Below are 22,925 nucleotides of genomic sequence, written 5' to 3'. Positions count from 1 at the left end.
CTCCTGGGATAAGGGATTATTGAACGATGAAACCTTTGGAATTAGACGTTTTTCTCTGCCGCACCGACAATTTCGGCGTTCTCGTGCACGATCCGGAGACAGGCTTTACCGCGGCGATCGATGCACCCGAGGAAGCGCCGATCCTGGAAGCGGCGACACGTCGCGGCTGGAAAATCACCCATATCTTCACCACTCATCATCACACCGACCATGTCACCGCCAACCTGGCGCTGAAGGAGCAGTTCGGCTGCGAGATCATCGGCCCGATCAACGAGGCCGTCGCCATTCCTGGCCTCGATCGGGCGATGGCCGATGGCGACAGCTTCCTTTTCGGCGATCACACGGTCAACGTGATCGAAACGCCCGGCCACACCGCCGGCCACATCTGCTATCACTTCGTCGACGATAAGCTGCTGTTTGCCGCCGACACGCTGTTTGCGCTCGGCTGCGGCCGGCTGTTCGAACGCCCGGCCGCCGATATGTGGCATTCCCTCCAGAAACTCGCCGTGCTGCCCGATGAGACCGCCGTTTATTTCGGCCATGAATACACGTTGTCCAATGCCCGCTTCGCGCTGACTGTTGATCCCGACAATCAGCGCCTCAAGAGCCGTGCCGCCGAGATCGAGACCTTGCGCGCCGACGGCAAATTCACCATCCCGACGACATTGGGGCTGGAAAAGGAAACCAACCCGTTCCTGCGCGCCGCCGATCCGGCGATCCGCCGCAATCTGGTGATGGAAGGCAAGACGAACGAGGAAGTCTTTGCAGAGATCCGCAAGCGCAAGGACCATTTCTGATGTCGCCTGAGGACATCATCCGCGAACTCGGCATGCAGCCGCATCCAGAAGGTGGCTGGTACGTACAGACATTCCGTGACAAGGCGGGCGGAGAACGCGGTCATTCGACGGCGATCTATTATCTGCTGACCAGGGGACAGCGTTCGCACTGGCATCGCGTCCATGACGCCGCCGAGGTCTGGCATTATTACGCCGGCGCGCCGCTCTCGCTGCACCGCTCGGGAGACGGAACGGCAAGCGAGACCCTGACGCTCGGAACGAATCTCCCTGCCGGCGAGCGGCCGCAGGCAATCATTCCCGCCAATTGGTGGCAATCGGCCGAAACCCTTGGCGATTTCACCCTGGTCGGCTGCACCGTCTCGCCCGGCTTCGAATTTTCGAGCTTCGAGATGGCGCCGCCCGATTGGAAGCCCGGCGGCTAGAGCATGATGCCGAAAAATGTGAGCGGTTTTCGGGCGACATCATGCTCTAACTGTCTCATCCTGTTCTAAGGCCTACTCCGCCACAGCAGGCTGCGCCTGGCTCTTGCGGCGGAACATGTCCTGTGCGGCGAGCGCTGCTCCGCCGGTGACGAGCAGGCAGGCGAGAGCAATGCGCCAGCTCGGCTCGGCAAATCCGAACAGCACCAGAATCAGCGTCGAAAGCAGAGGCGCGGCATAACTTGCCGCGCCGAGAATCTGAATGTCGCCGTTCTTGACGCCGTAATCCCAGGCGTAGAAGGCAGCACCGACCGGAAAGAGCCCGAGCCCGGCGACGGCGACCCACTCGAAACCCGTTGCCGGCCAGACGGTCGTCTCCAGGCCGAGATGGCAGAAGAACGACAGGATGGAGGTCGCAAGGCAGAAGCCGGTAACGACATCCGTGGAGACGGCGTCAAAACGCCGCGTCAGCAGCGAATAGCCGGACCATGTGAAGGCGCAGAGAAAGGCAGCGCCGTAACCAATGGCATAGGCGCCGTCGAAATCGATGCCGTTGCGGCTAACGATCAGGAAGGTGCCGCAAAGTCCGGCAAGCGCACCTGCCACATGATACCAGCGCAGCCGTTCGCCCGGCAGCAGTGCCGAACTGACGACGATCAGCAGCGGCCAGAGATAGGCGACCAGTCCCGCCTCCACCGCCGGCGCGTTCCGGAGCGCGGTAAAATAGAGGAAATGGTAGCCGAACAGCCCCGCAATGCCTGTTATCCAGACCTTGGCCGGTTGCTTCAGCAGCGCCAGCCGCGAGGGATTGAAGGTAAGAACCACAAGGCCGGGAATGCTGCCGATCGCAAAGCAGACGGCCGAAAGCTGGAACGGCGGCATCTTGCCGGAGGCGGCGGTGAACAACGCCAGGAACGACCACATTAGAGTGGCCGTAAAACCGATCAACGTCGCGCGAAGCTTCACCTGTCCCCCCTTTCACGGAGGCAGAAGCCCCGTCAGCTGTTGCTGCCGTATTTGACGGCAGTGATCGTCACCATTCCATATTCGGTTGGAATGCGCACATAGACAGGAGCGTATACATTTGCCGCGTCCGACTTGGCAAACCAGATTTCCATCCGGTTACTCTTGCTGAGATAGTCGATGTCCTTGCGGCCTTTCTTGTAGCCCGAGCGCGGTACGAAGCGCACGCCGCAGACGGTCGCCTTGCCCTTGAAGCCATTGGTGGAAAAATCCTCGTCGCCCTTCGGCGACAGCACCAGATCCATGCGCGTCTCGCCGTCGAAGATCGGCAGCGTCTGCGAGCAGACCTTGGTATCGCCGGTGAAGATCAGGCCGGAGATGGGATCGAGCACCGAGCGCATGTCCCGCGGCGTGACGTCGACCCAGTTCTTCGGGCGCTTCGGCATCGGTGTTGTCGTCGCCGAGATGATGTTGCCGTTGCGGTAGCTGACCTCGTAGACGCGGGCCTTCCTCTTGCCGCTCTTGTAGTAGAGCGAATATTTCAACGCCTGCAGCCTGTTCTTGCGCACGATGCCGGTGACGCTGGTCTTGGCCGAAATCGTCGTGACGAGATCGGCAAGACCGGCAGAATTGATGTCGCCGGCGATCTTGTAGCTGTGATCGTCCTCGATCTGCGTCAGGAACGCGGCGCGCGCGATCGGCAGGCCGGCGAGCGCCACCCGGTATTCCGTCCGATGCTGAATTTCGGCCGCCGATGCCGGTATGGCAAGAAGTGCGGCGATGGCCGAAATGAAAATCCGTCTGCCCGAATGAGCCATGGAAAAAGCCTTGTCTTGCTGCGCGCTGGCAGGCCCTTGCTGAGCGCTCTATACTCCTGCCGCGAAGGGAAGAAAACAGCAGCTTTTTGACAGAATTGCGGGAAAGGCCAAGGTTTGGCTTGACGCGAGCAGCCTGTCTGACTATAGAACCGCAACTTTCCAATCATGCCCGTTGGATTGCGCGCCTGGCTTTGCCGGGAATGGCAATTCGATGGCCCGAGAAAAACAAGAATAGGTGTTCCATGTCCCGCGTGTGCGAATTGACCGGCAAGGCCGTCCTGACTGGTAACAATGTCAGCCATGCCAACAACAAGACCAAGCGCCGGTTCCTGCCGAACCTGTGCCAGGTAACGCTGATTTCCGACGCTCTCAACCAGCGTTATCGTCTTCGCGTTTCTGCTGCCGCTCTTCGCTCCGTCGAGCATCGTGGCGGCCTCGATGCCTTTCTGCTGAAGGCCAGCGAAAACGAACTGTCGATGCGCGCTCGCCTGCTGCGCCGTCAGATCGCCAAGAAGACCGCTGAAGCTGCTGCTGCCGCGTAAGCTTCTGCCCTTCTTTCATACGGCTTCAAAAGGCTTGAACGGATAATACCGGACAAGCCTTTTGCTTTGCCGGTTTGCTCCTCCAACTGGTGGCATCACCCAGGATAAAAAATGCTGAAGACCCGCTATACCATTGCCTATGTCGCGCTGATGACGCTCGTCGTCGTTGCCTCCAACTTCCTCGTCCAGTTTCCGCTGAACGCCGAAGTCGCCGGCATCAACCTCGCGGACATCCTGACCTGGGGCGCTTTCTCCTATCCGATCGCCTTCCTCATCACCGATCTGACCAACCGCCAGTTCGGCCCGCAGGCAGCCCGCAAGGTCGTCTTTGCCGGCTTCGTCGTCGGCGTGACGCTCTCCTTCTTCACCTCGGTGCCGCGCATCGCCATCGCCTCCGGCTCGGCCTATCTCGCTGGCCAGCTGCTCGATATCGCCGTCTTCAACCGCCTCCGCCGCCAGGCCTGGTGGCGCGCGCCGCTGGTCGGCTCGCTGATCGGCTCGGCGCTCGATACGGTGATGTTCTTCTCGCTGTCCTTCGCCGCCTTTTTCATCTTCCTCGGCCCGAATGATCCCTTTGCGCTGGAAGCGGCCCCCATCCTCGGTGTCTTCGCCACCGAGGCTCCACGCTGGATTTCCTGGGCGATCGGCGATTTCGCTGTGAAGATGATCGTCGGCCTCGTCATGCTGCTGCCCTACGGCGCGCTGATGAACGTGCTGCGGCCGATGCGGGCTGCTCGCGCCAGCTAATTGAAGTTACGGACGCCGCCGGACCGCGCCGGCGGCGAGGGCCGGATGCAGCAGCACCTCTGCCGTCAGATCGTCGATACCTAGCGATGAATCGAGCCGCAGCACCGGCGCTGTCTGTGTTTCCAGCCATTGCTCATGTGCCGCAAGGCTGCGGCGTTTGGGACCGGCCGTATCGTAACTCGCCGCCCATTCCAGGAATTCCCCGCTTTTTACGGCCATGTCGCCGCCCGGCCTGATTCTGTCGCCGTATCGGGCAATCTCCCGCGCAAGGATGCGCGCCATTCTAAGCTCCGGGTCGATCCTAAGGAACACGATCAGATCGTAAAGCGGTTCCAGTGGCCCACCCCATTTCAGCGTGGATCCGGAAAGGGCCCAGCCGTCATGCCGCGCCACCTCATCGAGGAGCAGCCGGATGCGCTCGTTGGCATTCCTCGGCGTCGTGAACGGCGGATCGGTCGGCAACCAGAAGAAATCGTCGGTGTCGAGATGGGTGATATCGAGCTTTTCGGCAAGCGCACGGCCGAGCGATGTCGTGCCGGAACCGGACGCGCCCATGAGATGGATATGCGCCATGAATTTCCCTCCGAAGGCTGCTTTGTCGATGCCGCAGGGATAGCCGAGGCATATGACGTCAGTCTGACGTCTAGAGCGCCGTGCGTCCTTTTGGACGCACAAAGGACGCTCTAACATTTTGAATCTAGGCATCGTGCTTTCCGAAAATCGATTCCGATTTTCGGGCCGATGGCTTGGATCAATTCCGCTTCTGGGAATTCGACGCTGACCACGCGGCCTCTTCCGAAAGCCGAAATTCCAGCATCAGATTGCGCTGCAGGATCGAATGATTGTCGTCCGATACCAGGATGATATGGGTCGTGCCGTCGGCGGCCTGGAAGGCATCGAGCCCTTCCATATTGTCGATCTGCGAGTTGAAATTGCCTTCCAGCAGCAAGTCGCCGTCGACGACGGCGCCGGGCCTGATGTCGGCGCCCTTGATGCGCCGAAGACGCATGCCGATGCCTTCGGCCATGTTGAAGCGGCGCTCCAGCAGCAGCAGGTCGCCGTTCGGCAGGAAGGCACCGTCGGTGATGTCGAAGCTGCCGTCCCGCTTAACCGAGAAACGGCCTTTCAGCGGCCCGCTGAGAATGGCCGCCAGCCGGTTGCCGTCACTGTCGAGACCCCGTTCGGAAACGACGACCACGCCGCCCCGTAGCGGGCTGGATGCCGGCGCCGCGGTGATGGTTTCGATGCCGCGGTTGTCGCTCAGCATTCTCCGCGGGATCAGGATCGGCAAAGTGGCGATCGCTCCCGAGCCGGCAAAGCCGGGATCGGGATAGACATCGACGCGATGAGCCTGCTCGAAGGAGACCAGGATCCGGTCGCCGTCGAGCGCCAGGCCCTCGGCATCCATATGTCCCTTGCCTTCGAAGCTGCGCCCAGCGCTGTTCTTCATCGGCGTGATCTCGACATCCGAAAGGCCGGAAAGCCTGCCCTTGACGTCGCGCTCGATGCCGCCGGTCAACCACTGGCCGGTATCGAGCACGACGACGAAATGTTTTTGGTCCGGCCGGAAACGGATGGAGGAGAGCGAGCCGAATAGCGCTCTGCTGGAGACCATCTCCAGCCCGCCGAGAAATTCCAGCGATCCTAATTGCGTCTCCGAAGAGCCGATCCTGAAATCGGAGATTTGCCGGCTAATGACAGGCACGTCGTCGCCGGCCCATGACGAGGAAGCGCCGGCTGCGATACAGAGCGCGATCGACGCCGCACGGCAGAGGCGCTTGACCGTCATTCTTCCCGCGATGTCAGCCGGCACGGCGTATCCGGCCGCCGCGCGGCTGGACGGATTGGTCCTCGAACAGTGAAGCAAGCTGCTCGGTCATCGCACCTGCAAGCTCGTCCGCATCGACGATGGTCACGGCACGGCGATAATAGCGCGTCACGTCGTGGCCGATGCCGATCGCCAGCAGTTCGACAGGCGAGCGCGTCTCGATCTGTTCGATGACGGCGCGCAGGTGCCGCTCCAGATAATTGCCCGGATTGACCGACAGCGTCGAATCGTCCACCGGCGCGCCGTCCGAGATCATCATCAGGATGCGGCGCTGCTCGCGGCGCGCGAGCAGGCGATTATGCGCCCAGATCAGCGCCTCGCCGTCGATATTTTCCTTGAGCAGCCCCTCGCGCATCATCAGCCCGAGATTGGCGCGCGCGCGCCGCCACGGCGCGTCGGCCGACTTGTAGATGATATGACGCAGGTCGTTGAGACGGCCTGGCGTCTGCGGCTTGCCACCGGCAAGCCAATTTTCACGCGCCTGCCCGCCCTTCCAGGCCTTGGTCGTAAAGCCCAGGATCTCGACCTTGACGCCGCAGCGCTCCAGCGTGCGGGCAAGAATGTCGGCGCAGGTGGCGGCAACCGTGATCGGCCGGCCGCGCATCGAGCCGGAATTGTCGATGAGCAGGGTAACGACGGTATCGCGGAACTGGGTGTCGCGCTCCATCTTGAAGGAGAGCGCCTGCATCGGATCGATGATGATACGCTGCAGCCGCGCCGGATCGAGATAGCCCTCTTCCAGGTCGAAATCCCAGGAGCGGTTCTGCTGCGCCATCAGGCGGCGCTGCAGCCGGTTGGCGAGACGTCCGACCGCGCCTTGCAGATGCGCCAGCTGCTTGTCGAGGAAGGCGCGCAGGCGCTCCAGCTCGGCGGCGTCGCAAAGTTCTTCGGCGGTGATGATCTCGTCGAACTCTTCGGTAAAGACGTGATAATCGACCTTCTCGTTGAAATCGGCGAAAGGCGTATTCGGCCGGCGAGTCTCGCCCGGCGTTTCCGAATCGTCCTCACCTTCTTCCATCATGTCGTCGTCGGAGATTTCGGCGCCTTCGGTCTCGCCGTCCTCCATCTGCTCGTCGGCAACTTCACTGTCCTCGACGGGGGCGGCATCGGTGCCGGCATCCTCGTCGACCTCGTCCTGGTCCTGTTCGTCGCCGCTCGACTGGTCTTCCTGCTCCGACTGGTCGTCATTGTCGGCGTCGCTGTCATCGTCGCCGTATTCCTCGGCCATTTCCATGGCCGACAGCATGTTGCGGATGACCTTGGCGAAGGCCTGCTGGTCGTTGATCGCGCTCGACAGATTGTCGAGCTCGGACCCTGCCTTGTCCTCGATAAAGTCGCGCCAAAGGTCGAGCACCTTGCCGGCGGAGGCCGGCGGGCGCTGGCCGGTCAGCTTCTCGCGCACCATCATCGCAACCGCTTCGCCGACCGGTGCGTCTTCCTGGCGCTCGATGCCGGTAAAATTCGCCTTCGAATATTTCTCATCCGTCATGGAGCGCAGGTTCGACGCCATGCCCTCCATGCGCAGCGCGCCGATCGATTCGACACGCGCCTGCTCGACCACATCGAAGATCGCCCGGGCATCCGAGCCCTGTGGCGCCATCGTCGCATGCACCTTCTCGTCATGGCAGGCGAGCCGCAGCGCCATCGAATCGCCGAGACCACGAGTGACCGCCAGCTCATGCGCCGTCGGCCGCTTGGAAAGTTCCGGCAGCCGAATGCGCTCGCCGGTCATCCCTGGCCGTTCATTGGCGAAGGTCACCTCGACGTCGCCGTCGCCGGCGATCGAGCGCACGCAGCCGGTTATCGCCCGGCGCAATGGCTCGACGTCGACAGGCGCGCCGGGTTTTGCTTTCGAATTGTCACCGCGAGCTGCCATGATCGGTCGGTCTCAAGCTCCGAGAACGATATTGGCGGCACTTTCCTTCAGCTCGACGCCGAAGGCCCGCTGATAGTGCTCGGCGACCAGCGGACGCTCCAGCTCGTCGCACTTGTTGAGGAATGTGACGCGGAAGGCGAAGGCGAGATCGCCGAAGATCTCGGCGTTTTCGGCCCAGGTGATGACCGTGCGCGGGCTCATCACGGTGGACAGATCACCGTTCATGAAGGCAGCGCGCGTCAGGTCGGCGACGCGCACCATCTTCGACACGGTCTCGCGGCCGCCCTTGTCCTTGCCGAAGCTCTTCACCTTGGCGGAAACGATATTCACTTCATGATCATGCGGCAGATAGTTCAGCGTGGTGACGATCGACCAGCGGTCCATCTGCGCCTGGTTGATCTGCTGCGTGCCGTGATAGAGGCCGGTCGTGTCACCGAGGCCGATCGTGTTCGCAGTCGCAAACAGACGGAAGGCCGGGTGCGGCCGAATGACGCGGCTCTGGTCGAGTAGCGTCAGGCGGCCGGAGGATTCGAGCACGCGCTGGATGACGAACATCACATCGGGACGGCCGGCGTCATATTCGTCGAAGACGAGCGCAACATTGTGCTGATAGGCCCAGGGCAGGATGCCGTCTTTGAATTCGGTGACCTGCAGCCCGTCCTTGACGACGATCGCATCCTTGCCGACGAGATCGATACGGCTGACATGGCTGTCGAGGTTGATGCGCACGCAAGGCCAGTTGAGCCGCGCCGCCACCTGCTCGATATGCGAGGACTTGCCCGTGCCGTGATAGCCGGAGATCATCACGCGGCGGTTATGGGCGAAGCCAGCGAGAATGGCGAGCGTCGTGTCGCGGTCGAACAGGTAGTCGGTATCGAGGTCCGGCACATAGGCGTCGCCCTTGCTGTAGGCGGGGACGCGGATGTCGGAATCGATGCCGAAGGCCTCGCGAACCGAAACGGTGGTATCGGGCAGTTCTGATATATCCAGGTCGATCTTGCTCATCATGTCTCCAAGGCGGGTGATGCCACCCGGCCATACTGTCTCAGGCCATGTCGCAACCCAGACGCCGCGTTTTTTATTCCGCGCCCGTCCAGGTCGGAACGTCGGCGATACTTCTCCGGGACTGAAACGAAACCTCGGCGGGATAATGACCGCGTGCGAGCATTCTTGAAAGAGTCCCGGACAAGAAACGCCGCGTCCGGAAGGTCGGCGGAGGCGATGTCGGGAAAACGCACAAATATGAGCCGCGTTTGCCTGCGGCCTCAGCCGATTGGGACCATACCCGATTGAAGCCCAAGAGCAAGGACGGGAATTAACAAAAACCGTTCTGCTTCAACAATTGATAGGCCTGGATGACTGCGCGGAAACGCTCCTCCGAGCCGCGGTCGCCGCCATTGGCATCCGGATGGTGTTTCTTCACCAGTTCCTTGTAGCGGCTCTTGATCTCCGCCGATGTCGCATTGGCGTCGAGGCCCATCGTTTCGAAGGCCTTGGTTTCCAGCGATTTCAGCTTGCGCGCCTGGGGGAAACGCGGTCCGCTGCCTTTGCCGCCTTCCTTGACGAAGCCGAAGGGATCGCGAACGCGGGTATAGGCGCCGGAGCGGATCTCCGAATGCAGCGGACTGTCCTTCGCCGCCTTGTTGACGCCGACCGTCCATGTCGGCCGATGGCCGGTGATCGCCTCTTTCTGGTAACGCGCGATCTCGCCGTCCGAAAGACCGGAGAAATAATTGTAGCCCTTGTTGTATTCCTTGACGTGCTCGAAGCAGAACAAGAAGAACTGGCCTTCCGCATTGCGGCCGACGGGAGCGCGATGCGCCCCCTTCTTGTCGCACCCGTCCCATTGACAGGTAGGCGGCGCCTGCTCTGTCTCCGGCTCGCGTTTGCGGCGTGTTCGGATGCGATCGAAATATTTGGAATCAAGTCTCATGACGGCGCTAATTATGGGGCTGTCGCGAAGCGACAACAAGAATTGACAAACGGGAATGTTGCAGGCTTGGTAGGAACCCTTTTCGCGAACCAGCAAGACCGGATGATGACCCTGCGAACCCGCATCGAAGAAAAACTTGTCAAAGCCTTCGCGCCCGAACGCCTGAGCGTCATCGACGAAAGCCATCTGCATGCCGGCCACCAGCCTGATATCACGGGCACCGGCGAAACCCATATGCGGGTGAGGATCGTTTCCGGAAAATTCGCCGGCATGTCGCGGCTGGCGCGTCACCGGGCCATCACCGACCTGTTGAAACCGGAGCTTGATGCCGGCCTGCATGCGCTGGCCGTCGAACCGGCTGCACCAGATGAACCGACCCGCTGGTAGCGGCACCGAAGCCTATATGGATATTCGCCGCCTAAAACCCAAGCCGAATCAGGCTGGCTTTGCGCCGTCTTCCCCGGCCGGGCGGATGCGCAGCTTGGTGATGCGGTTCTTCTCGCGCTTCATGACGACGAAACGCTTGCCGTAGAAGGTGAAGGCCTGGCGCTCTTCCGGGATGGTCATCGATTCGTGGATGACGAGGCCGGCGATCGTCGTCGCTTCCTCATCGGGCAGGTTCCAGTCGAGCGCCCGGTTCAGGTCGCGGATCGGCACGCCGCCGTCGACGACGACGGAACCGTCGGCTTCCTGACGCACGCCCTGTATCTCGATATCGTGTTCGTCGGAAATGTCGCCGACGATTTCCTCGAGAATATCCTCCAGCGTGACGATGCCCTGCACCTCGCCATATTCGTCGACGACGACGGCGAAATGCTGCTTGCGCCGCAGGAAGGCGTTGAGCTGGTCCTCGAGGTTGGTGCTGTCGGGCACGAACCACGGCTTCTGCGCGATCTTCACGATATCGAGGTTCTGCGGCTCCATGTTCGGCTCGGCGAGCGCCCGCAGCAGATCCTTGGCGTGGACGACGCCGATGATGTTGTCGATCGTGCCGCGCCACAATGGCATACGCGTGTAGGGACTTTCGAGGATGACGCGCACCACCGCTTCCGGCGCATCGTCGGCATTGATCGCCCGCATCGCGGTGCGGTGGACCATGATGTCGGAGAGTTCGAGCTCGCTGAGATCGAGCACGCCACCGAGGCGGTCACGGTCGGCCTTCACCACCGATCCCTCGCGGTGCAGCAGATCGACGGCGCCACGCAGCTCCTCATGCGCCGTCAGCATCGATGTCTCTCGTGAGAGATTGATGCCGAACAGCGAAAGAATCTGCCGCACGATTGCATTGACGAAGGAGGAAATCGGGCCGACGACTGCGACGAAGAGCTTGGCCGGCAGCGCGATGGCGAGTGCGAAGCGCTCAGGCGCCGAAATCGCCCAGCTCTTCGGCAGCACTTCGGCGAAGATGACCAGGATGACGGTCATCGCCAGCGTCGCCAGCGCCACGCCGGAACTGCCGAACAGCCCGAGGAAGAGGCTGGTGGCGATCGAGGAGGACAGGATATTGGCGAGATTGTTGCCGATGAGCAGCGCGCCGATCAGCCGGTCGCGCCGCTCGATCAACTGCCGGACGAAGCCGGCACGTTCGTCGCCGTTGACCTCGAGCGTATGAATACGGCTGCGCGAAACGGCGGTCAGCGCGGTCTCGGAGCCGGAAAAGAAGGCGGACATGAGCACCAGCGCCGTGATCGAAAGGATCTCCGGCCAATATGTCGAAAGAAATGCCAGAGCGCCTTCGACCGACATCAGGCGTGTTTTTCCTGAAGAAAGCTGATCACTTCGGACGCCGGAACATCGTCGGCGACGAAAGACTGGCCGACGCCGCGCGTCAGGATGAAGGTGAGCTTGCCGCTCTTGACCTTCTTGTCCTGGGCGATCGCGTCCATCAGCGTTTCGGCGGGCGGCAGTTCGCCCGGAATGTCGGACATGCGGGTCGGCAGGCCGACCTCCTTCAGATGCCGCTCGACGCGCCGCGCATCGTCGGGGCTTGCAAGGTTCATCCGTGCGGAGAATTCGTGCGCCAGCACCATGCCGATCGAAACGCCCTCGCCATGCACGAGGCGGGAGCTGTCATAGGCGGTCGCCGCTTCCAGTGCGTGGCCGAAGGTATGGCCGAGATTGAGCAGCGCCCGCTGACCATTCTCACGCTCGTCGGCAACGACGACATCAGCCTTTGCCTGGCAGCTTGCGGCAATCGCCTCGATGCGCGCGGAGCCGCCTGCGAAAACCGCCTTCCAGTTCGCTTCCAGCCAGGCAAAGAAATCCGGCTTGTCGATCAGCCCGTATTTCGCGACCTCGGCGTAACCTGCGCGAAATTCGCGCGCGCTCAACGAATTCAGCACATCCGTATCGGCCAGAACCAAGTCCGGCTGATGGAAGGCGCCGATCAGATTCTTGCCGTGGCGGGAATTGATGCCGGTCTTGCCGCCGACGGAGGAATCGACCTGCGACAGCAGCGAGGTCGGTACCTGCACGAAGCGCACGCCGCGGCGGACGATGCCGGCCGCAAATCCCGAAAGATCGCCGATGACGCCGCCGCCCAGCGCGATGACGTAATCGTTACGCTCGACGCGCGCCTCAAGCACCTTGTCGCAGGCCGTGATCAGATGTTCGAAGCTCTTGGTCTTCTCGCCGGCAGGCAGGACGACCGCAGCCGAGGCTATACCCGCTTCATCCAGGCTTGCGACGAGAGCTTTGAGATAGAGCGGCGCGACATTTTCGTCGGTGATAACAGCCGCCTTGCGGCCCTTGAGGCGAGAGGCGATCTCGGCGCCGGCCCGCACGATCAGCCCCGGCCCGATCAGGATGTCGTAGGCGCGCTCGCCGAGCGGCACATGCACCGTTCGGATGGCGGAGGCGGAGGTTATCGCATTCATGACGCTGCACTTTCCTTCTGAGCTTCGATCAAGGCCTTTAAGACTTCGTCGGCCATGATTTCCTTGCGGACGTCGCGCGAAAGCACGGTCAGATCGGCCTGCGCATAGATCGGATAACGCGCATTCATCAGGCCCTCGAGCGTCTGCTTCGGATTTTCGGTCTTGAGCAGCGGCCGCGTGTCGCGTTTGGCGACCCGGTCCCAGAGCACGTCGAGATCGGCCTTCAGCCAGACGGAAAGGCCGCCCTTCTTGATATGCTTGCGCGTTCGGTCGTTGATGAAGGCGCCGCCTCCGGTGGAGACGACACGCTGCCCGCTCTTCAGCAGCCGCTTGATCACCCGCGCTTCCAGCGCCCGGAACTCCTGCTCGCCATAGGCGGCGAAAAGCTCGGCGATCGTCATGCGCGACACCCGCTCGATCTCGAGATCGCTGTCGATGAAGGGAATGGCGAGCTGGCTGGCGACGATGCGCCCGACAGAGGATTTGCCGGCGCCCATCAGGCCGACAAGGATGAGATTGCGTGAACCGAGCGCGGCACGAGCTCTGTCTTTCAAGCTGTCAGCAACGGTCAGCAGTTGTTCACTCATCGGTCCATTCACACTTTGTTTGCAAACGGTATCGACAAATGCAGGTGGAGCGTCAAGTCGCAGGCAAGGGAATCATGGCTTGAATACCGCTTCTTGCACTTGCAGATAGGCTTCTTATAACAGAAGCAGCATGAAGGAGTTACCTGATGCCGACCCTGTTCCGCTTCCTGTTCGTCTGCGCGATCCTCGCCGGGGCGGTCTACGGAGCGATGCTGGCGCTTGTGACCTTCGTGGAGCCCGAGCCGCGCGACGTGACGATCCGCATCCCGTCCGAGCGGGTCAATCCGCCCGCCACGGGCGCAATCGACACGACCAGGAAGTGACCGGCATGGTGGATCTCGGCCGCGTCCATGTGGAATCCTTCCTGGAGATGATGAGCGCCGAGCGGGGTGCTGCCGCCAATACGCTGCAATCCTATGAACGCGATCTCGACGACATCAGAACCTTCCTGAAGGAGCGCAGCATCCGGCTCACCGAAGCCGCCTCCGCCGATCTCGCCGCCTATCTCTCCTCGCTCGCCCGAAAGGGCTTCAAACCCTCGTCCCAGGCGCGCCGGCTTGCCGCCATGCGGCAATTCTACAAATTCCTCTACGCCGAGGGACTGAGGACCGACGACCCCACCGGCATACTCGATGCGCCGAAGAAGGGCCGTCCGCTGCCGAAGACGATGGGCGTCGAAGAGGTCGGCAGGCTGCTTTCGCAGGCCGAGGCCGAGGCGGAGGATGCAAGCCCGGGCCAGCTGCAGCGCCTGCGCATGCTGGCACTGCTGGAATTGCTCTATGCCACCGGAATGCGGGTCAGCGAACTCGTCTCGCTTCCAGCCCGCGTGCTCGATCAGGAAGGCCGTTTCCTGATGATCCGCGGCAAGGGCAACAAGGAGCGGCTGGTGCCGCTGTCGCAATCGGCGATATCAGCCCTGAAATCCTACGGGCGCCTGCTGGCGGTGGAAAATGCAGCGGCGAAGGAGCCGCAGGAAAGCCCCTGGCTGTTTCCCTCCGTCTCGAAGGAAGGATACCTGCCGCGCCAGGTTTTTGCCCGCGACCTCAAGAACCTGGCGATCCGCGCCGGCCTGACGCCGTCGCTGATCTCGCCGCATGTCATGCGCCACGCCTTTGCCAGCCACCTGCTGGCCAACGGCGCCGATCTGCGCGTCGTACAGGAACTCCTCGGCCATTCGGACATTTCGACCACACAGATCTACACACATGTCCTCGAAGAGAGGCTGCAGCAGCTTGTCCAGACGCATCACCCCCTTGCCAAACAGGCGAAAAAGCACGAATAGGACCGGCGACAAGGGGCGGAGCCAGGAAAACGCCCCGGGCACAAGGAACGGAAACGCACCTCATGCACAATTATCTCGACTTCGAAAAGCCGATCTCCGACCTCGAAGGCAAGATCATCGAGCTGAAGAAGCTCGCAACGGAAGACGAGAGCATCGACACCACCGATGAGATCGGCAGGCTGGAGGTTCGCGTCCGCGACGCGATCGTCGAAATCTATTCCAAGCTCAATCCCTGGCAGAAGACGCAGGTCGCCCGCCATCCGCAGCGCCCGCATTTTGTCGATTACGCCAAGACGCTGTTCCAGGAATTCACGCCGCTTGCCGGCGACCGCAAATTTTCCGAGGATGCCGCGATCCAGGCGGGCCTTGCCCGTTTCCGTGGCCAGCCCGTCGCCGTCATCGGCCAGGAAAAGGGCAATGATACCAAGAGTCGCCTGAAGCACAATTTCGGCAGCCCCCGCCCGGAAGGCTACCGCAAGGCGATCCGCATTCTTGAAATGGCCGATCGTTTCGGCCTGCCGGTGATTTCGCTGGTGGATACGGCAGGCGCCTATCCCGGCGTCGGCGCCGAAGAGCGCGGCCAGGCCGAGGCGATCGCCCGCTCGACGGAAATGTGTCTCGGCGTCAAAGTTCCCCTGGTTTCCGTCGTCATCGGCGAAGGCGGCTCGGGCGGCGCCATCGCCATCGCCACCGGCAACAAGGTCTACATGCTCGAGCATTCGATCTATAGCGTCATCTCGCCGGAAGGTGCTGCCTCCATCCTCTGGCGCGATTCCACCCGCGCCCGGGAAGCGGCGACCAACATGAAGATCACCGCCGAGGACCTGAAATCGCTCGGCGTCATCGACGGCATCATTTCCGAGCCGCTCGGCGGCGCGCATCGCGATCCGGACAGCGTGATTGCCGCAACCGGTGACGTGATCGCCAGCGCTCTGGCCGAAATGGCACCCCGCTCGGGCGAGCAGCTACGCAACGACCGCCGCCAGAAATTCCTCGCCATGGGCCGCAATCTCTAACGGACATTCAGCTCTTTGCCGATTGGGGCCAAATCTTGGCCACATTGATGTTATCTGTAGCATTCGCGCTTGCGGGGATGTTCCAGGCACGTCATAGGCTGGTAAGGACTTGTAAAGTATAAACCGTCTATGATTCCGTTTGATGCCCGGACTCCATGGGCGGACCGGGTCGCATTATCTTTATGGGCTAGTTGGGATGCGCATACGTCATTTTGCCTATATTTCCCTCATGGCGCTGGCTCTGTCCGGCTGCAATGATGCGTTGGAAACCGCGCAGGTCGACCTTTCCAAGGTCAAGAACAAGGTCGAGCAGCCGCTTCCCAGCCATATCCTCGCGCAGATGTCCGCCAAGGGCATGGACCGCAATTCGCCGATCATGATCCGCATCTTCAAGGAAGAAGGTGCCATGGAGATCTGGAAGGCGAAGACCGACAACCGTTTCGACAAGATCGCCGATTACAAGATCTGCGCCTGGTCCGGCCGTCTCGGTCCGAAGGTGAAGACCGGCGACCGGCAGGCGCCGGAAGGTTTCTACGACCTGACGCGCGCCAATCTGAACCCCAATTCCAAATATTATCTGGCGATCAACACCGGCTTCCCGAATCGTTACGACTCGGTGAACGGCCGCACCGGCTCCGATCTGATGATCCACGGCGCCTGCTCGTCTTCCGGCTGCTATTCGATGACCGACCAGCAGGTGCTGGAGATCTACGCTTTTGCCCGCGACGCCTTCAAGGGCGGCCAGTCGACCGTGCAGCTGCAGGCTTTCCCCTTCCGCATGACGGCGGAAAACATGGTCAAGCACCGCCTCGACAGCAATTACGACTTCTGGAAGATGCTGAAGGTCGGCTACGACAATTTCGAAGTGACGAAGCGCCCGCCTGTGGTGAATGTCTGCGAGAAGAAATACGTCTTCAATCAGCAGGCAACCGACGGCGGCGCCTTCAATGCCGCCGGCAAATGCCCTGCTATGTCGACGCCGCCGGCACTGACGGCCGCCCTCGCCTCCTACGGCAAGACCTACGATGCCGATTATGCCAAGGCGATGAGCAAATTTGACGGCATGGCCTGGTACGATCCCACGGAAGCCGAGCGCAAGGCCGTGGTCGCCAAGCTGCGCAAGGGCCGTGAACTGGCTTACGCTCCGACCGGCACCTCGCTGGAAGCCGGTCGCATGGTCAAGGTCGCCGAACTTGAAGACCTGATGGCCAAGCGCACCGCGCAGGGCCTCGCCGCCAAAACCGCGCCGGGCGCCACGCCTGCAGCCCCTGCCCAGCCTCAGGCAACAGCCGTCGCTGCCGCGACACCCGCGGTCGTGCCGGTGCCGATGCAGAATCCGCTGGCCTTTACCGCGCCCGAACCGCAGGAAACGGCAGACGCCACGGCAAAGAAGCCGTTCTGGAAATTCTGGGCGAGGAACTGAACGGCTTGAACCCCGTTCTCTACGATCTTCGTGGCCTGAAATGCCCACTCCCCGTGATCAAGACACGCAAGAAGCTCGCCGCCATGGCGAGCGGCACGCTCATTCGCGTCGACACCACCGATCCGCTCGCCGTGATCGACATGCCGCACTTCTGCAATGAGGACGGCCACGAACTGGTCGAGACGGAAAAGACCGAAAGCGGCCACCGCTTCCTGATCCGCAAGCGCTGAAGCGCGTCTCCCAAACCAGTAGCAGATCTAAAAGAGCCACGCAGTAGGTATCTGACCCATGCTCTTTACGGCGCATATCATGCCGAAGCATGGGACCAGCAAACCGTCGGGCAAAACCAGCGTAATTGAACGAGCCTGGCGGTTCGTACGATAGGCTTCACCGTCAGCTGCGTCCGCGCCTCCCACCTTGCCTGCTCGCGCTTTCACAGCTGTCGATAGGAGCGCAAGCAACGGCGAAAATTCATCATACAACTACACAGCTTTTGTATGTTGACATTATACTTTACAGGTTCTAGCCATAGTGAGCCGATCGGAGGAACGGCGAGAATAGAGGAGGCTATCGATCCAAGTCTTCTGTTTCCACGAGAAGAGCGACAGTGCGCGCGTGCGGAGGTAAGCAACTGCTCCATCGGACCCGATGGCACGTTGAGCCATGTTGCTATGTCTCGATGAGCATCTTCCAACGCGCGCAACCTTTCGGGCCGGACCATCAGTGCCCGATTGTGGAAATATCGCTGGAAGGCGAAGCGCACAGAGGACCTTCCTCTAAGTCGCAAAGCCGGGATACTGACTCTGAGAATTAATCGTCATGCAAAACGGGAGGAGAGCATGAAAAACTTTGTTAAATTGGCGGCCGGTCTTATGGTTGCCGCTTCATTCATGAGCGGCGCGGCCAGCGCTCAAACGGTGCTAAAATCGTCGGATACTCATCCGGACGGCTATCCGACAGTCGAGGGCGTCAAATATTTCGGTGAGCTGTTGAAGGAGCGCACGCAGGGCCGCTATTCCCTCGAAGTCTATCATTCCGCCCAACTTGGCGAGGAGAAAGACACGATCGAACAGGTGCGCTCCGGCGTCATCGAGCTGAATCGTGTGTCAATGGCGCCTTTTAACGGCACTGTGAAGGAATCGGTCGTTCCGGCTCTGCCCTATATCTTCCGCTCGGAAGATCACATGCACAAGGTCATGGACGGCGCCATCGGCGACCAGATCAAGAAGGCGTTCGAACCGGCCGGTCTCGTGGTGCTTGCCTTCTACGATGCCGGCGCGCGCTCGTTTTACAATAAAACGAAGCCGATCAATTCGGTTGCCGACATGAAAGGTCTGAAGTTCCGCGTTATCCAGTCCGACATCTTCGTCGACATGGTGGCGGCACTCGGCGCCAACGCCACGCCGATGCCCTATGGAGAGGTCTATTCGGCAATCGAAACGGGCGTCATCGACGGCGCGGAAAACAACTTTCCGAGCTACGACACCGCCAAGCACGCCGAAGTGGCGAAGAACTACTCGCTCGACGAGCATACGATCCTGCCGGAAGTGTTCGTCATGAACAAGGCGGCGTTCGACAAACTGACGCCGGAGGATCAGGCGGTCTTCAAACAGGCAGCCAAGGACAGCGTCGCCAAGCAGCGCGAGCTGTGGTCAGCCAAGGCCGCTGAATCGCGCGCCAATGTCGAAAAGCTCGGCGCTCAGATCACCATGCCGGACAAACAGGGGTTCATCGACGCCATGGCCCCGGTTTATGAAAAGCACGTGAAAGACGACGTGCTGAAGAAGATGGTCGAGGATGTAAAGGCTGTGCAGTAGCCTAGCCTGCCTTCTTGTCGCGGAAAGCGGCGTCGGTTATCGGGGTGGAAAGTTATCTCCACCCCGGTTCACCGTTTCATGCACATCTTTCTCCTCTCCTCCCGACAAGGGAGAGTGAGCGCCCAAATTCGACGAGGTCCCTATGTCGAACAACCTGACACCCGTCGTCAATTCTCTGACACGCCTGAGCAACGCCGCCCTATGGCTCGCGGGCACCGGCTTGGTGCTGATGACGGTCTTTGTCGCCTGGCAGGTATTTTGCCGCTATGTGCTGAACGACTCGCCAAGTTGGACGGAGCCGGGCTCGGTCATGCTGATGAGCTGGTTCATCTTCCTCGGCGCCGCCGTCGGCATCCGGGAGAATAATCATCTTGGTTTCGACGTGCTGCTTTATGTGCTGCCGAAATCCGGCAAACGCGTCCTGCGCATGATCTCGGACGTCGTCATTCTCGCCTTCGGGGCCGGCATGGTCTGGTACGGCGGCGCTCTCATGAGCCTGACCTGGAACACAACCTTGCCTTCGCTGGGTATCTCAGGCGCGTTCGACTATCTGCCGCTCGCAGGCGGCGGCGTGCTTGCCGTCATCTTCTCGCTGGAGCGCATCGTGCTCCGCCTCGCCGGCGAACCGATTGACGATGCGCTGGATGAAATTCTGCCGGCGGAAATCGCCGTCGAGATCGAAAACATCAATGCCGATCCGAACGTCAAATTGAAGGTGTAGCGCGATGGAACTCTGGATCCTGTTCGGTGTTTTCACCACCTTGATGCTGATAGGCACGCCGATTGCCTTCTGCCTCGGCGTCTCCAGCTTCGCCACGGTGCTCTACATGGGCCTGCCGCCGCTGGTTATCTTCCAGCGGCTGAATTCCGGCATGAGCGTATTTTCGCTCCTCGCCATCCCCTTCTTCATCTACGCCGGCGACCTGATGGTGCGCGGCGGCATCGCCAGCCGCATCGTCGCCTTCGCCGCATCACTGGTCGGCCACGTGCGCGGCGGCCTCGGCCAGGTCAACATCGTCACCGCCACACTGTTCGGCGGCATCTCCGGTTCGGCAGTGGCAGAAGCCGCAGCCGTCGGCGGCCTGATGATCCCGCAGATGAAGCAGCGCGGCTATGGCGCCGATTATGCGGTGAACGTCACCTCAATGGCAGCGCTGATCGCGCTGCTCCTGCCGCCCTCCCACAACATGATCATCTATTCGATCTCCGCCGGCGGCAAGATCTCCATCGCCGACCTGTTCACCGCCGGCGTGTTGCCCGGAATATTGCTTGCGGTCGCGCTCATGGTGACCGCTTACATCGTTGCGCGCTCGCGCGGCTATCCGACAGAACCCTTTCCGGGCTTTGTCATGGTGGCTCATTTGCTCGCGGTCGCACTCCCCGGGCTGCTGCTGATCGCCATCATCTTTGGCGGGGTGAGGTCCGGCATCTTCACTGCGACGGAAAGCTCTTGCATCGCGGTGCTCTACGCGCTGCTGATAACGCTCCTGGTCTACCGGCAGATGAGCTGGAGAGACTTCGTTCACGCCACGCAGGGCGCCGTGCGCACGACGGCAATGGTGCTTTTGATTATCGGCACAGCCGCCGCCTTCTCCTGGTTGATGGCCTTCCTCAAGGTGCCGGCCTCGCTGGTGATCTGGATGAAGAGCGTCGCCGACGACCCGCTGACGGTGCTGCTCCTGCTCAATGTCCTCATGCTTGTGCTCGGCACTTTTATGGACATGGGGCCGACCATCATCATCTGCACGCCGATCTTTCTGCCGGTTGCACAGGCTTACGGCGTCGACCCGGTGCACTTCGGCGTGATCATGATCCTGAATTTCGGCATAGGGCTGAACACGCCTCCAGTCGGCGCGGTGCAATTCGTGGCTTGTGCAGTCGGCAAGATCTCTGTCTGGGAGGCCATGCGCTCGATCTGGCCGTTCTACGGTGCGGGCATCGTGGTGCTCGGGCTGGTCACCTACATCCCGGCGATTTCGCTGTGGCTGCCGGGCGTGTTCAAATAGGAGTGCGAGATGGCGACCGACACAGCCGTAGATTTCAGGGTTGAGCGCAGGCCGAAACTCGCCGAAGGCGTCGTTTCGGCCATCCGCGCTCAGGTCGTGTCCGGAGTATACGCGCCCGGCCAAAAGCTGCCGACCGAGACCCGGATGGGCGAACTCTTCGGCGTCAGCCGCACGGTTGTCCGTGAGGCGGTTGCAACGCTTGCCGCCGACGGCCTCGTCGAGGCGCGGCAAGGCGCCGGCGTCTTCGTCAAAAACCATCCGACGATTGCCTTCGGTTCGATCAGCGCCGATGTCGGCAACAAGGTTTCCCATGCACTCAACATCATCGAGGTGCGCATGGGGCTGGAAATCGAGAGCGCGGGGCTTGCGGCGCTACGGCGCAATGCGGCTCAGGAAGCGCAGATTCAGGAAGCATTCTTCGAATTCGACCGGCTGCTCGAGCGCGGCGAAGCAACCGGCAAGAGCGACTTCGCTTTCCACCGAGAAATCGCGGCTGCCACCAATAATTCATATTATGTCGAAGTTCTCGATGCGCTTGGTATGCGGGCCATCCCCTGCGACGTCGCCTCGCCCTGGGGTACGGACAGCACGCTGTCGCGTGACTATCAGGAAGGCCTGCAGCGCGAGCATCTGGCGATTTTGAAGGCGATATCCGCCGGGGACGCGGAAGCCGCCCGCGCCACCATGCGCGCCCATCTGGCGGCAAGTCAGGAGCGCTATCGTACCCTTCTCAGCGGCCAGCAGGCCAAGTGGATGTCAAGCATTCTTAAACGCAAGACCTGAAGAAGATCGCGCAGTGGTTTAAATCCGCATGCCGGGGATGGCGAGCGGATTGTCCGACAGCGCCGCACGATCGGGCATATCGATGCGCGGCTTGCCGAGGAAGGCGTCGAAGAGATCCTTCACGAAGGCTTCCGGCAGATCCCGGGTAATCAGCACCATGCGCGTCCGCCGGTCTTCCCCCGGCCAGGCGGGAAGCCGCACCGGCGGATGAAAGATGCTCTGCACCCCATGCAGCACCAGCGGCCGATCCGGCCGGTCGGAAAGAGAAACGATTGCCTTCATCCTCAACAACTTCTCGCCATGGGCCGAACGCAGCAGATCGATGAACATCTCGAGTGCCATCGGATCGATCGGCTTCTCCTCGATGATCGAGAAGGAACGGATCGAGGCATCGTGACGATTGACGTCGTGCGGATCCTGATCCGCATGACCATGATGATCATGATGGTGGTGACCATGGCGATCGCCATCAGGATGGTGATGTCCATCACGACCGTGGTCGTGATTGTGATGCGCCTCGTGGGTATCCTCGTCCTGCAGCCAGCGGCCGACATCGGCGATCTTCGTTGCCGGATCGTAGAGCCCGTTGACCAGCACTGCGGCACTACCCGCCTCGGCGCTGTCGGCATCCATCATCACAGCGCGCGGATTGAGCGCCCGCAGCTGCTTTTCCAGCCCCTCCATTGCCTCGACCATCGTCTTTTTCGAGACGATCAGCCGGTCGGCGACCGCCGCCTGCTTGCGCGCTTCCTCGTGATTGTCGAGCGTCTGCAGCCCATTCACCGCGTCCACGACGGTGACGACGCCATCGAGCTCGAAATTCGTGGCAATGACGGGATTGCCCATGATCGCCTGCATGACCGGCGCGGGATCGGCAAGGCCCGTCGTCTCGATGACGACGCGCTTCACCGGCTTGACGCGGCCCGTCTGCACGGCGTCCATCAGGTTCGCCAGCGTATCGACAAGCTCGCCGCGCACGGTGCAGCAGAGGCAGCCATCGGACAGCTCGATGATCGAATCGCCGGAACTTTCGACCAGAAGATGATCGATGCCGACATCGCCGAACTCGTTGATGATGACGGCCGCATCCTTCATGACAGGATCTTTGAGGATGCGGTTGAGCAGCGTCGATTTGCCGGCGCCGAGAAAGCCGGTCAGGATGGTGACCGGAATCCTGTCGTTGAGCGCGCTCATGTCATCTACCTTAAAAGC

Annotated in this window: 25 protein-coding genes; 14 read left to right on the top strand and 11 right to left on the bottom strand. The window is 61.3% G+C overall.

Annotated features, from left to right (window positions below; genetic code table 11):
- Positions 1-26: 26 nt before the first annotated feature.
- Positions 27-797 carry a hydroxyacylglutathione hydrolase gene (gene gloB / locus HFO71_RS16130; RefSeq protein ID WP_077977773.1) on the top strand — a complete coding sequence of 257 codons (771 nt, stop codon included), beginning with the start codon at positions 27-29 and terminating at the stop codon, positions 795-797.
- Entirely contained in the window at positions 797-1,219 is a 423-nt protein-coding gene (locus HFO71_RS16125) for a cupin domain-containing protein (RefSeq protein WP_077977774.1), read from the top strand. Before gloB ends, HFO71_RS16125 begins: the two co-directional genes overlap by 1 nt.
- A gap of 72 nt (positions 1,220-1,291) precedes the next feature.
- Here the strand turns inward: HFO71_RS16125 and yddG are convergent, their stop codons facing one another.
- The gene (gene yddG / locus HFO71_RS16120; RefSeq protein WP_221970460.1) at positions 1,292-2,182 is read right to left on the bottom strand and encodes an aromatic amino acid exporter YddG; all 891 of its coding nucleotides are present in this window, start codon (positions 2,180-2,182) and stop codon (positions 1,292-1,294) included.
- Positions 2,183-2,214: 32 nt separating this feature from the next.
- On the bottom strand, positions 2,215-2,997 hold the full coding sequence (locus HFO71_RS16115; protein WP_077977776.1) for a DUF3108 domain-containing protein: 783 nt from the start codon (positions 2,995-2,997) through the stop codon (positions 2,215-2,217).
- A 242-nt stretch (positions 2,998-3,239) separates the two neighbouring features.
- Here HFO71_RS16115 and rpmB point away from each other — a divergent pair, with 242 nt between their 5' ends.
- Complete coding sequence (gene rpmB, locus HFO71_RS16110) at positions 3,240-3,539, top strand: 50S ribosomal protein L28 (RefSeq protein WP_027666808.1); 300 nt, start codon at positions 3,240-3,242, stop codon at positions 3,537-3,539.
- A 111-nt stretch (positions 3,540-3,650) separates the two neighbouring features.
- Positions 3,651-4,286, top strand: a complete 636-nt coding sequence (locus HFO71_RS16105) for a VUT family protein (RefSeq protein ID WP_077977777.1) — start codon at positions 3,651-3,653, stop codon at positions 4,284-4,286.
- 6 nt (positions 4,287-4,292) lie between these two features.
- Here HFO71_RS16105 and HFO71_RS16100 read toward each other — a convergent pair whose 3' ends face one another.
- From HFO71_RS16100 to HFO71_RS16080, 5 genes are all read right to left on the bottom strand, one after another.
- Positions 4,293-4,859 (bottom strand): ATP-binding protein, encoded by a 567-nt coding sequence (locus HFO71_RS16100; protein ID WP_077977778.1) that lies wholly within the window; start codon positions 4,857-4,859, stop codon positions 4,293-4,295.
- 178 nt (positions 4,860-5,037) lie between these two features.
- Complete coding sequence (locus tag HFO71_RS16095) at positions 5,038-6,075, bottom strand: esterase-like activity of phytase family protein (RefSeq protein ID WP_131640932.1); 1,038 nt, start codon at positions 6,073-6,075, stop codon at positions 5,038-5,040.
- 13 nt (positions 6,076-6,088) lie between these two features.
- Entirely contained in the window at positions 6,089-7,990 is a 1,902-nt protein-coding gene (gene cobT, locus HFO71_RS16090) for a cobaltochelatase subunit CobT (RefSeq protein WP_003543344.1), read from the bottom strand.
- Positions 7,991-8,002: 12 nt separating this feature from the next.
- Entirely contained in the window at positions 8,003-8,995 is a 993-nt protein-coding gene (gene cobS / locus HFO71_RS16085) for a cobaltochelatase subunit CobS (RefSeq protein ID WP_003543345.1), read from the bottom strand.
- A gap of 310 nt (positions 8,996-9,305) precedes the next feature.
- Positions 9,306-9,923 carry a J domain-containing protein gene (locus HFO71_RS16080; RefSeq protein ID WP_011653732.1) on the bottom strand — a complete coding sequence of 206 codons (618 nt, stop codon included), beginning with the start codon at positions 9,921-9,923 and terminating at the stop codon, positions 9,306-9,308.
- A gap of 102 nt (positions 9,924-10,025) precedes the next feature.
- Here HFO71_RS16080 and HFO71_RS16075 point away from each other — a divergent pair, with 102 nt between their 5' ends.
- Positions 10,026-10,310 (top strand): BolA family protein, encoded by a 285-nt coding sequence (locus tag HFO71_RS16075; RefSeq protein ID WP_017962315.1) that lies wholly within the window; start codon positions 10,026-10,028, stop codon positions 10,308-10,310.
- 48 nt (positions 10,311-10,358) lie between these two features.
- On the opposite strand, the gene HFO71_RS16070 is transcribed toward HFO71_RS16075, so the two are convergent.
- From HFO71_RS16070 to HFO71_RS16060, 3 genes are read right to left on the bottom strand one after another with little or no spacing between them, the layout of a single operon-like run.
- Entirely contained in the window at positions 10,359-11,669 is a 1,311-nt protein-coding gene (locus tag HFO71_RS16070) for an HlyC/CorC family transporter (RefSeq protein ID WP_077977779.1), read from the bottom strand.
- A complete protein-coding gene (gene aroB, locus HFO71_RS16065) occupies positions 11,669-12,799 on the bottom strand; it encodes a 3-dehydroquinate synthase (protein ID WP_131640822.1) in 1,131 nt (376 codons plus the stop codon). The genes HFO71_RS16070 and aroB overlap by 1 nt, the downstream gene beginning before the upstream one ends.
- Positions 12,796-13,386 (bottom strand): shikimate kinase, encoded by a 591-nt coding sequence (locus tag HFO71_RS16060; RefSeq protein WP_077977781.1) that lies wholly within the window; start codon positions 13,384-13,386, stop codon positions 12,796-12,798. Before HFO71_RS16060 ends, aroB begins: the two co-directional genes overlap by 4 nt.
- A gap of 146 nt (positions 13,387-13,532) precedes the next feature.
- On the opposite strand from HFO71_RS16060, the gene HFO71_RS16055 reads away from it, so the two are divergent.
- The 9 genes from HFO71_RS16055 (at position 13,533) to HFO71_RS16015 (ending at position 21,713) form a co-directional block, all read left to right on the top strand.
- Positions 13,533-13,709 carry a hypothetical protein gene (locus HFO71_RS16055; RefSeq protein ID WP_025396223.1) on the top strand — a complete coding sequence of 59 codons (177 nt, stop codon included), beginning with the start codon at positions 13,533-13,535 and terminating at the stop codon, positions 13,707-13,709.
- Between the two features lie 5 nt (positions 13,710-13,714).
- The gene (xerD, locus tag HFO71_RS16050) at positions 13,715-14,668 is read left to right on the top strand and encodes a site-specific tyrosine recombinase XerD (protein WP_077977782.1); all 954 of its coding nucleotides are present in this window, start codon (positions 13,715-13,717) and stop codon (positions 14,666-14,668) included.
- A gap of 62 nt (positions 14,669-14,730) precedes the next feature.
- Entirely contained in the window at positions 14,731-15,684 is a 954-nt protein-coding gene (locus HFO71_RS16045; protein ID WP_077977783.1) for an acetyl-CoA carboxylase carboxyltransferase subunit alpha, read from the top strand.
- Between the two features lie 196 nt (positions 15,685-15,880).
- Positions 15,881-17,107 (top strand): L,D-transpeptidase family protein, encoded by a 1,227-nt coding sequence (locus HFO71_RS16040; protein WP_077977784.1) that lies wholly within the window; start codon positions 15,881-15,883, stop codon positions 17,105-17,107.
- Positions 17,108-17,112: 5 nt separating this feature from the next.
- Positions 17,113-17,337, top strand: a complete 225-nt coding sequence (locus tag HFO71_RS16035; protein WP_017989572.1) for a sulfurtransferase TusA family protein — start codon at positions 17,113-17,115, stop codon at positions 17,335-17,337.
- A gap of 609 nt (positions 17,338-17,946) precedes the next feature.
- Positions 17,947-18,924: a TRAP transporter substrate-binding protein gene (locus tag HFO71_RS16030; protein ID WP_020051858.1), complete on the top strand. Its 978-nt coding sequence runs from the start codon at positions 17,947-17,949 to the stop codon at positions 18,922-18,924.
- A 142-nt stretch (positions 18,925-19,066) separates the two neighbouring features.
- Positions 19,067-19,645, top strand: coding sequence for a TRAP transporter small permease (locus HFO71_RS16025; RefSeq protein WP_025396226.1), 579 nt, complete (start codon positions 19,067-19,069; stop codon positions 19,643-19,645).
- 4 nt (positions 19,646-19,649) lie between these two features.
- Complete coding sequence (locus tag HFO71_RS16020) at positions 19,650-20,930, top strand: TRAP transporter large permease (RefSeq protein WP_025396227.1); 1,281 nt, start codon at positions 19,650-19,652, stop codon at positions 20,928-20,930.
- Between the two features lie 9 nt (positions 20,931-20,939).
- Positions 20,940-21,713: a FadR/GntR family transcriptional regulator gene (locus HFO71_RS16015; protein WP_077977785.1), complete on the top strand. Its 774-nt coding sequence runs from the start codon at positions 20,940-20,942 to the stop codon at positions 21,711-21,713.
- An 18-nt stretch (positions 21,714-21,731) separates the two neighbouring features.
- On the opposite strand, the gene HFO71_RS16010 is transcribed toward HFO71_RS16015, so the two are convergent.
- On the bottom strand, positions 21,732-22,907 hold the full coding sequence (locus HFO71_RS16010; protein ID WP_077977786.1) for a CobW family GTP-binding protein: 1,176 nt from the start codon (positions 22,905-22,907) through the stop codon (positions 21,732-21,734).
- Positions 22,908-22,925 lie beyond the last annotated feature (18 nt).

Origin of the sequence: Rhizobium laguerreae, from assembly GCF_019778565.1 — a bacterium.
Taxonomy (GTDB): domain Bacteria; phylum Pseudomonadota; class Alphaproteobacteria; order Rhizobiales; family Rhizobiaceae; genus Rhizobium; species Rhizobium laguerreae.
Note: the sequence above shows the minus strand (reverse complement) of the source record. Positions and strands in the feature narration are given on the sequence as shown.

Bases quoted from the DNA above. Each gene is read 5' to 3' on its own strand.
- gloB (WP_077977773.1), top strand. From the start codon at position 27: ATGAAACCTTTGGAATTAGACGTTTTTCTCTGCCGCACCGACAATTTC.
- HFO71_RS16125 (WP_077977774.1), top strand. From the start codon at position 797: ATGTCGCCTGAGGACATCATCCGCGAACTCGGCATGCAGCCGCATCCA.
- HFO71_RS16115 (WP_077977776.1), bottom strand. From the start codon at position 2,997: ATGGCTCATTCGGGCAGACGGATTTTCATTTCGGCCATCGCCGCACTT.
- rpmB (WP_027666808.1), top strand. From the start codon at position 3,240: ATGTCCCGCGTGTGCGAATTGACCGGCAAGGCCGTCCTGACTGGTAAC.
- HFO71_RS16105 (WP_077977777.1), top strand. From the start codon at position 3,651: ATGCTGAAGACCCGCTATACCATTGCCTATGTCGCGCTGATGACGCTC.
- HFO71_RS16100 (WP_077977778.1), bottom strand. From the start codon at position 4,859: ATGGCGCATATCCATCTCATGGGCGCGTCCGGTTCCGGCACGACATCG.
- HFO71_RS16095 (WP_131640932.1), bottom strand. From the start codon at position 6,075: ATGACGGTCAAGCGCCTCTGCCGTGCGGCGTCGATCGCGCTCTGTATC.
- cobT (WP_003543344.1), bottom strand. From the start codon at position 7,990: ATGGCAGCTCGCGGTGACAATTCGAAAGCAAAACCCGGCGCGCCTGTC.
- cobS (WP_003543345.1), bottom strand. From the start codon at position 8,995: ATGAGCAAGATCGACCTGGATATATCAGAACTGCCCGATACCACCGTT.
- HFO71_RS16080 (WP_011653732.1), bottom strand. From the start codon at position 9,923: ATGAGACTTGATTCCAAATATTTCGATCGCATCCGAACACGCCGCAAA.
- HFO71_RS16075 (WP_017962315.1), top strand. From the start codon at position 10,026: ATGATGACCCTGCGAACCCGCATCGAAGAAAAACTTGTCAAAGCCTTC.
- HFO71_RS16070 (WP_077977779.1), bottom strand. From the start codon at position 11,669: ATGTCGGTCGAAGGCGCTCTGGCATTTCTTTCGACATATTGGCCGGAG.
- aroB (WP_131640822.1), bottom strand. From the start codon at position 12,799: ATGAATGCGATAACCTCCGCCTCCGCCATCCGAACGGTGCATGTGCCG.
- HFO71_RS16060 (WP_077977781.1), bottom strand. From the start codon at position 13,386: ATGAGTGAACAACTGCTGACCGTTGCTGACAGCTTGAAAGACAGAGCT.
- HFO71_RS16055 (WP_025396223.1), top strand. From the start codon at position 13,533: ATGCCGACCCTGTTCCGCTTCCTGTTCGTCTGCGCGATCCTCGCCGGG.
- xerD (WP_077977782.1), top strand. From the start codon at position 13,715: ATGGTGGATCTCGGCCGCGTCCATGTGGAATCCTTCCTGGAGATGATG.
- HFO71_RS16045 (WP_077977783.1), top strand. From the start codon at position 14,731: ATGCACAATTATCTCGACTTCGAAAAGCCGATCTCCGACCTCGAAGGC.
- HFO71_RS16040 (WP_077977784.1), top strand. From the start codon at position 15,881: ATGCGCATACGTCATTTTGCCTATATTTCCCTCATGGCGCTGGCTCTG.
- HFO71_RS16030 (WP_020051858.1), top strand. From the start codon at position 17,947: ATGAAAAACTTTGTTAAATTGGCGGCCGGTCTTATGGTTGCCGCTTCA.
- HFO71_RS16025 (WP_025396226.1), top strand. From the start codon at position 19,067: ATGTCGAACAACCTGACACCCGTCGTCAATTCTCTGACACGCCTGAGC.
- HFO71_RS16020 (WP_025396227.1), top strand. From the start codon at position 19,650: ATGGAACTCTGGATCCTGTTCGGTGTTTTCACCACCTTGATGCTGATA.
- HFO71_RS16015 (WP_077977785.1), top strand. From the start codon at position 20,940: ATGGCGACCGACACAGCCGTAGATTTCAGGGTTGAGCGCAGGCCGAAA.
- HFO71_RS16010 (WP_077977786.1), bottom strand. From the start codon at position 22,907: ATGAGCGCGCTCAACGACAGGATTCCGGTCACCATCCTGACCGGCTTT.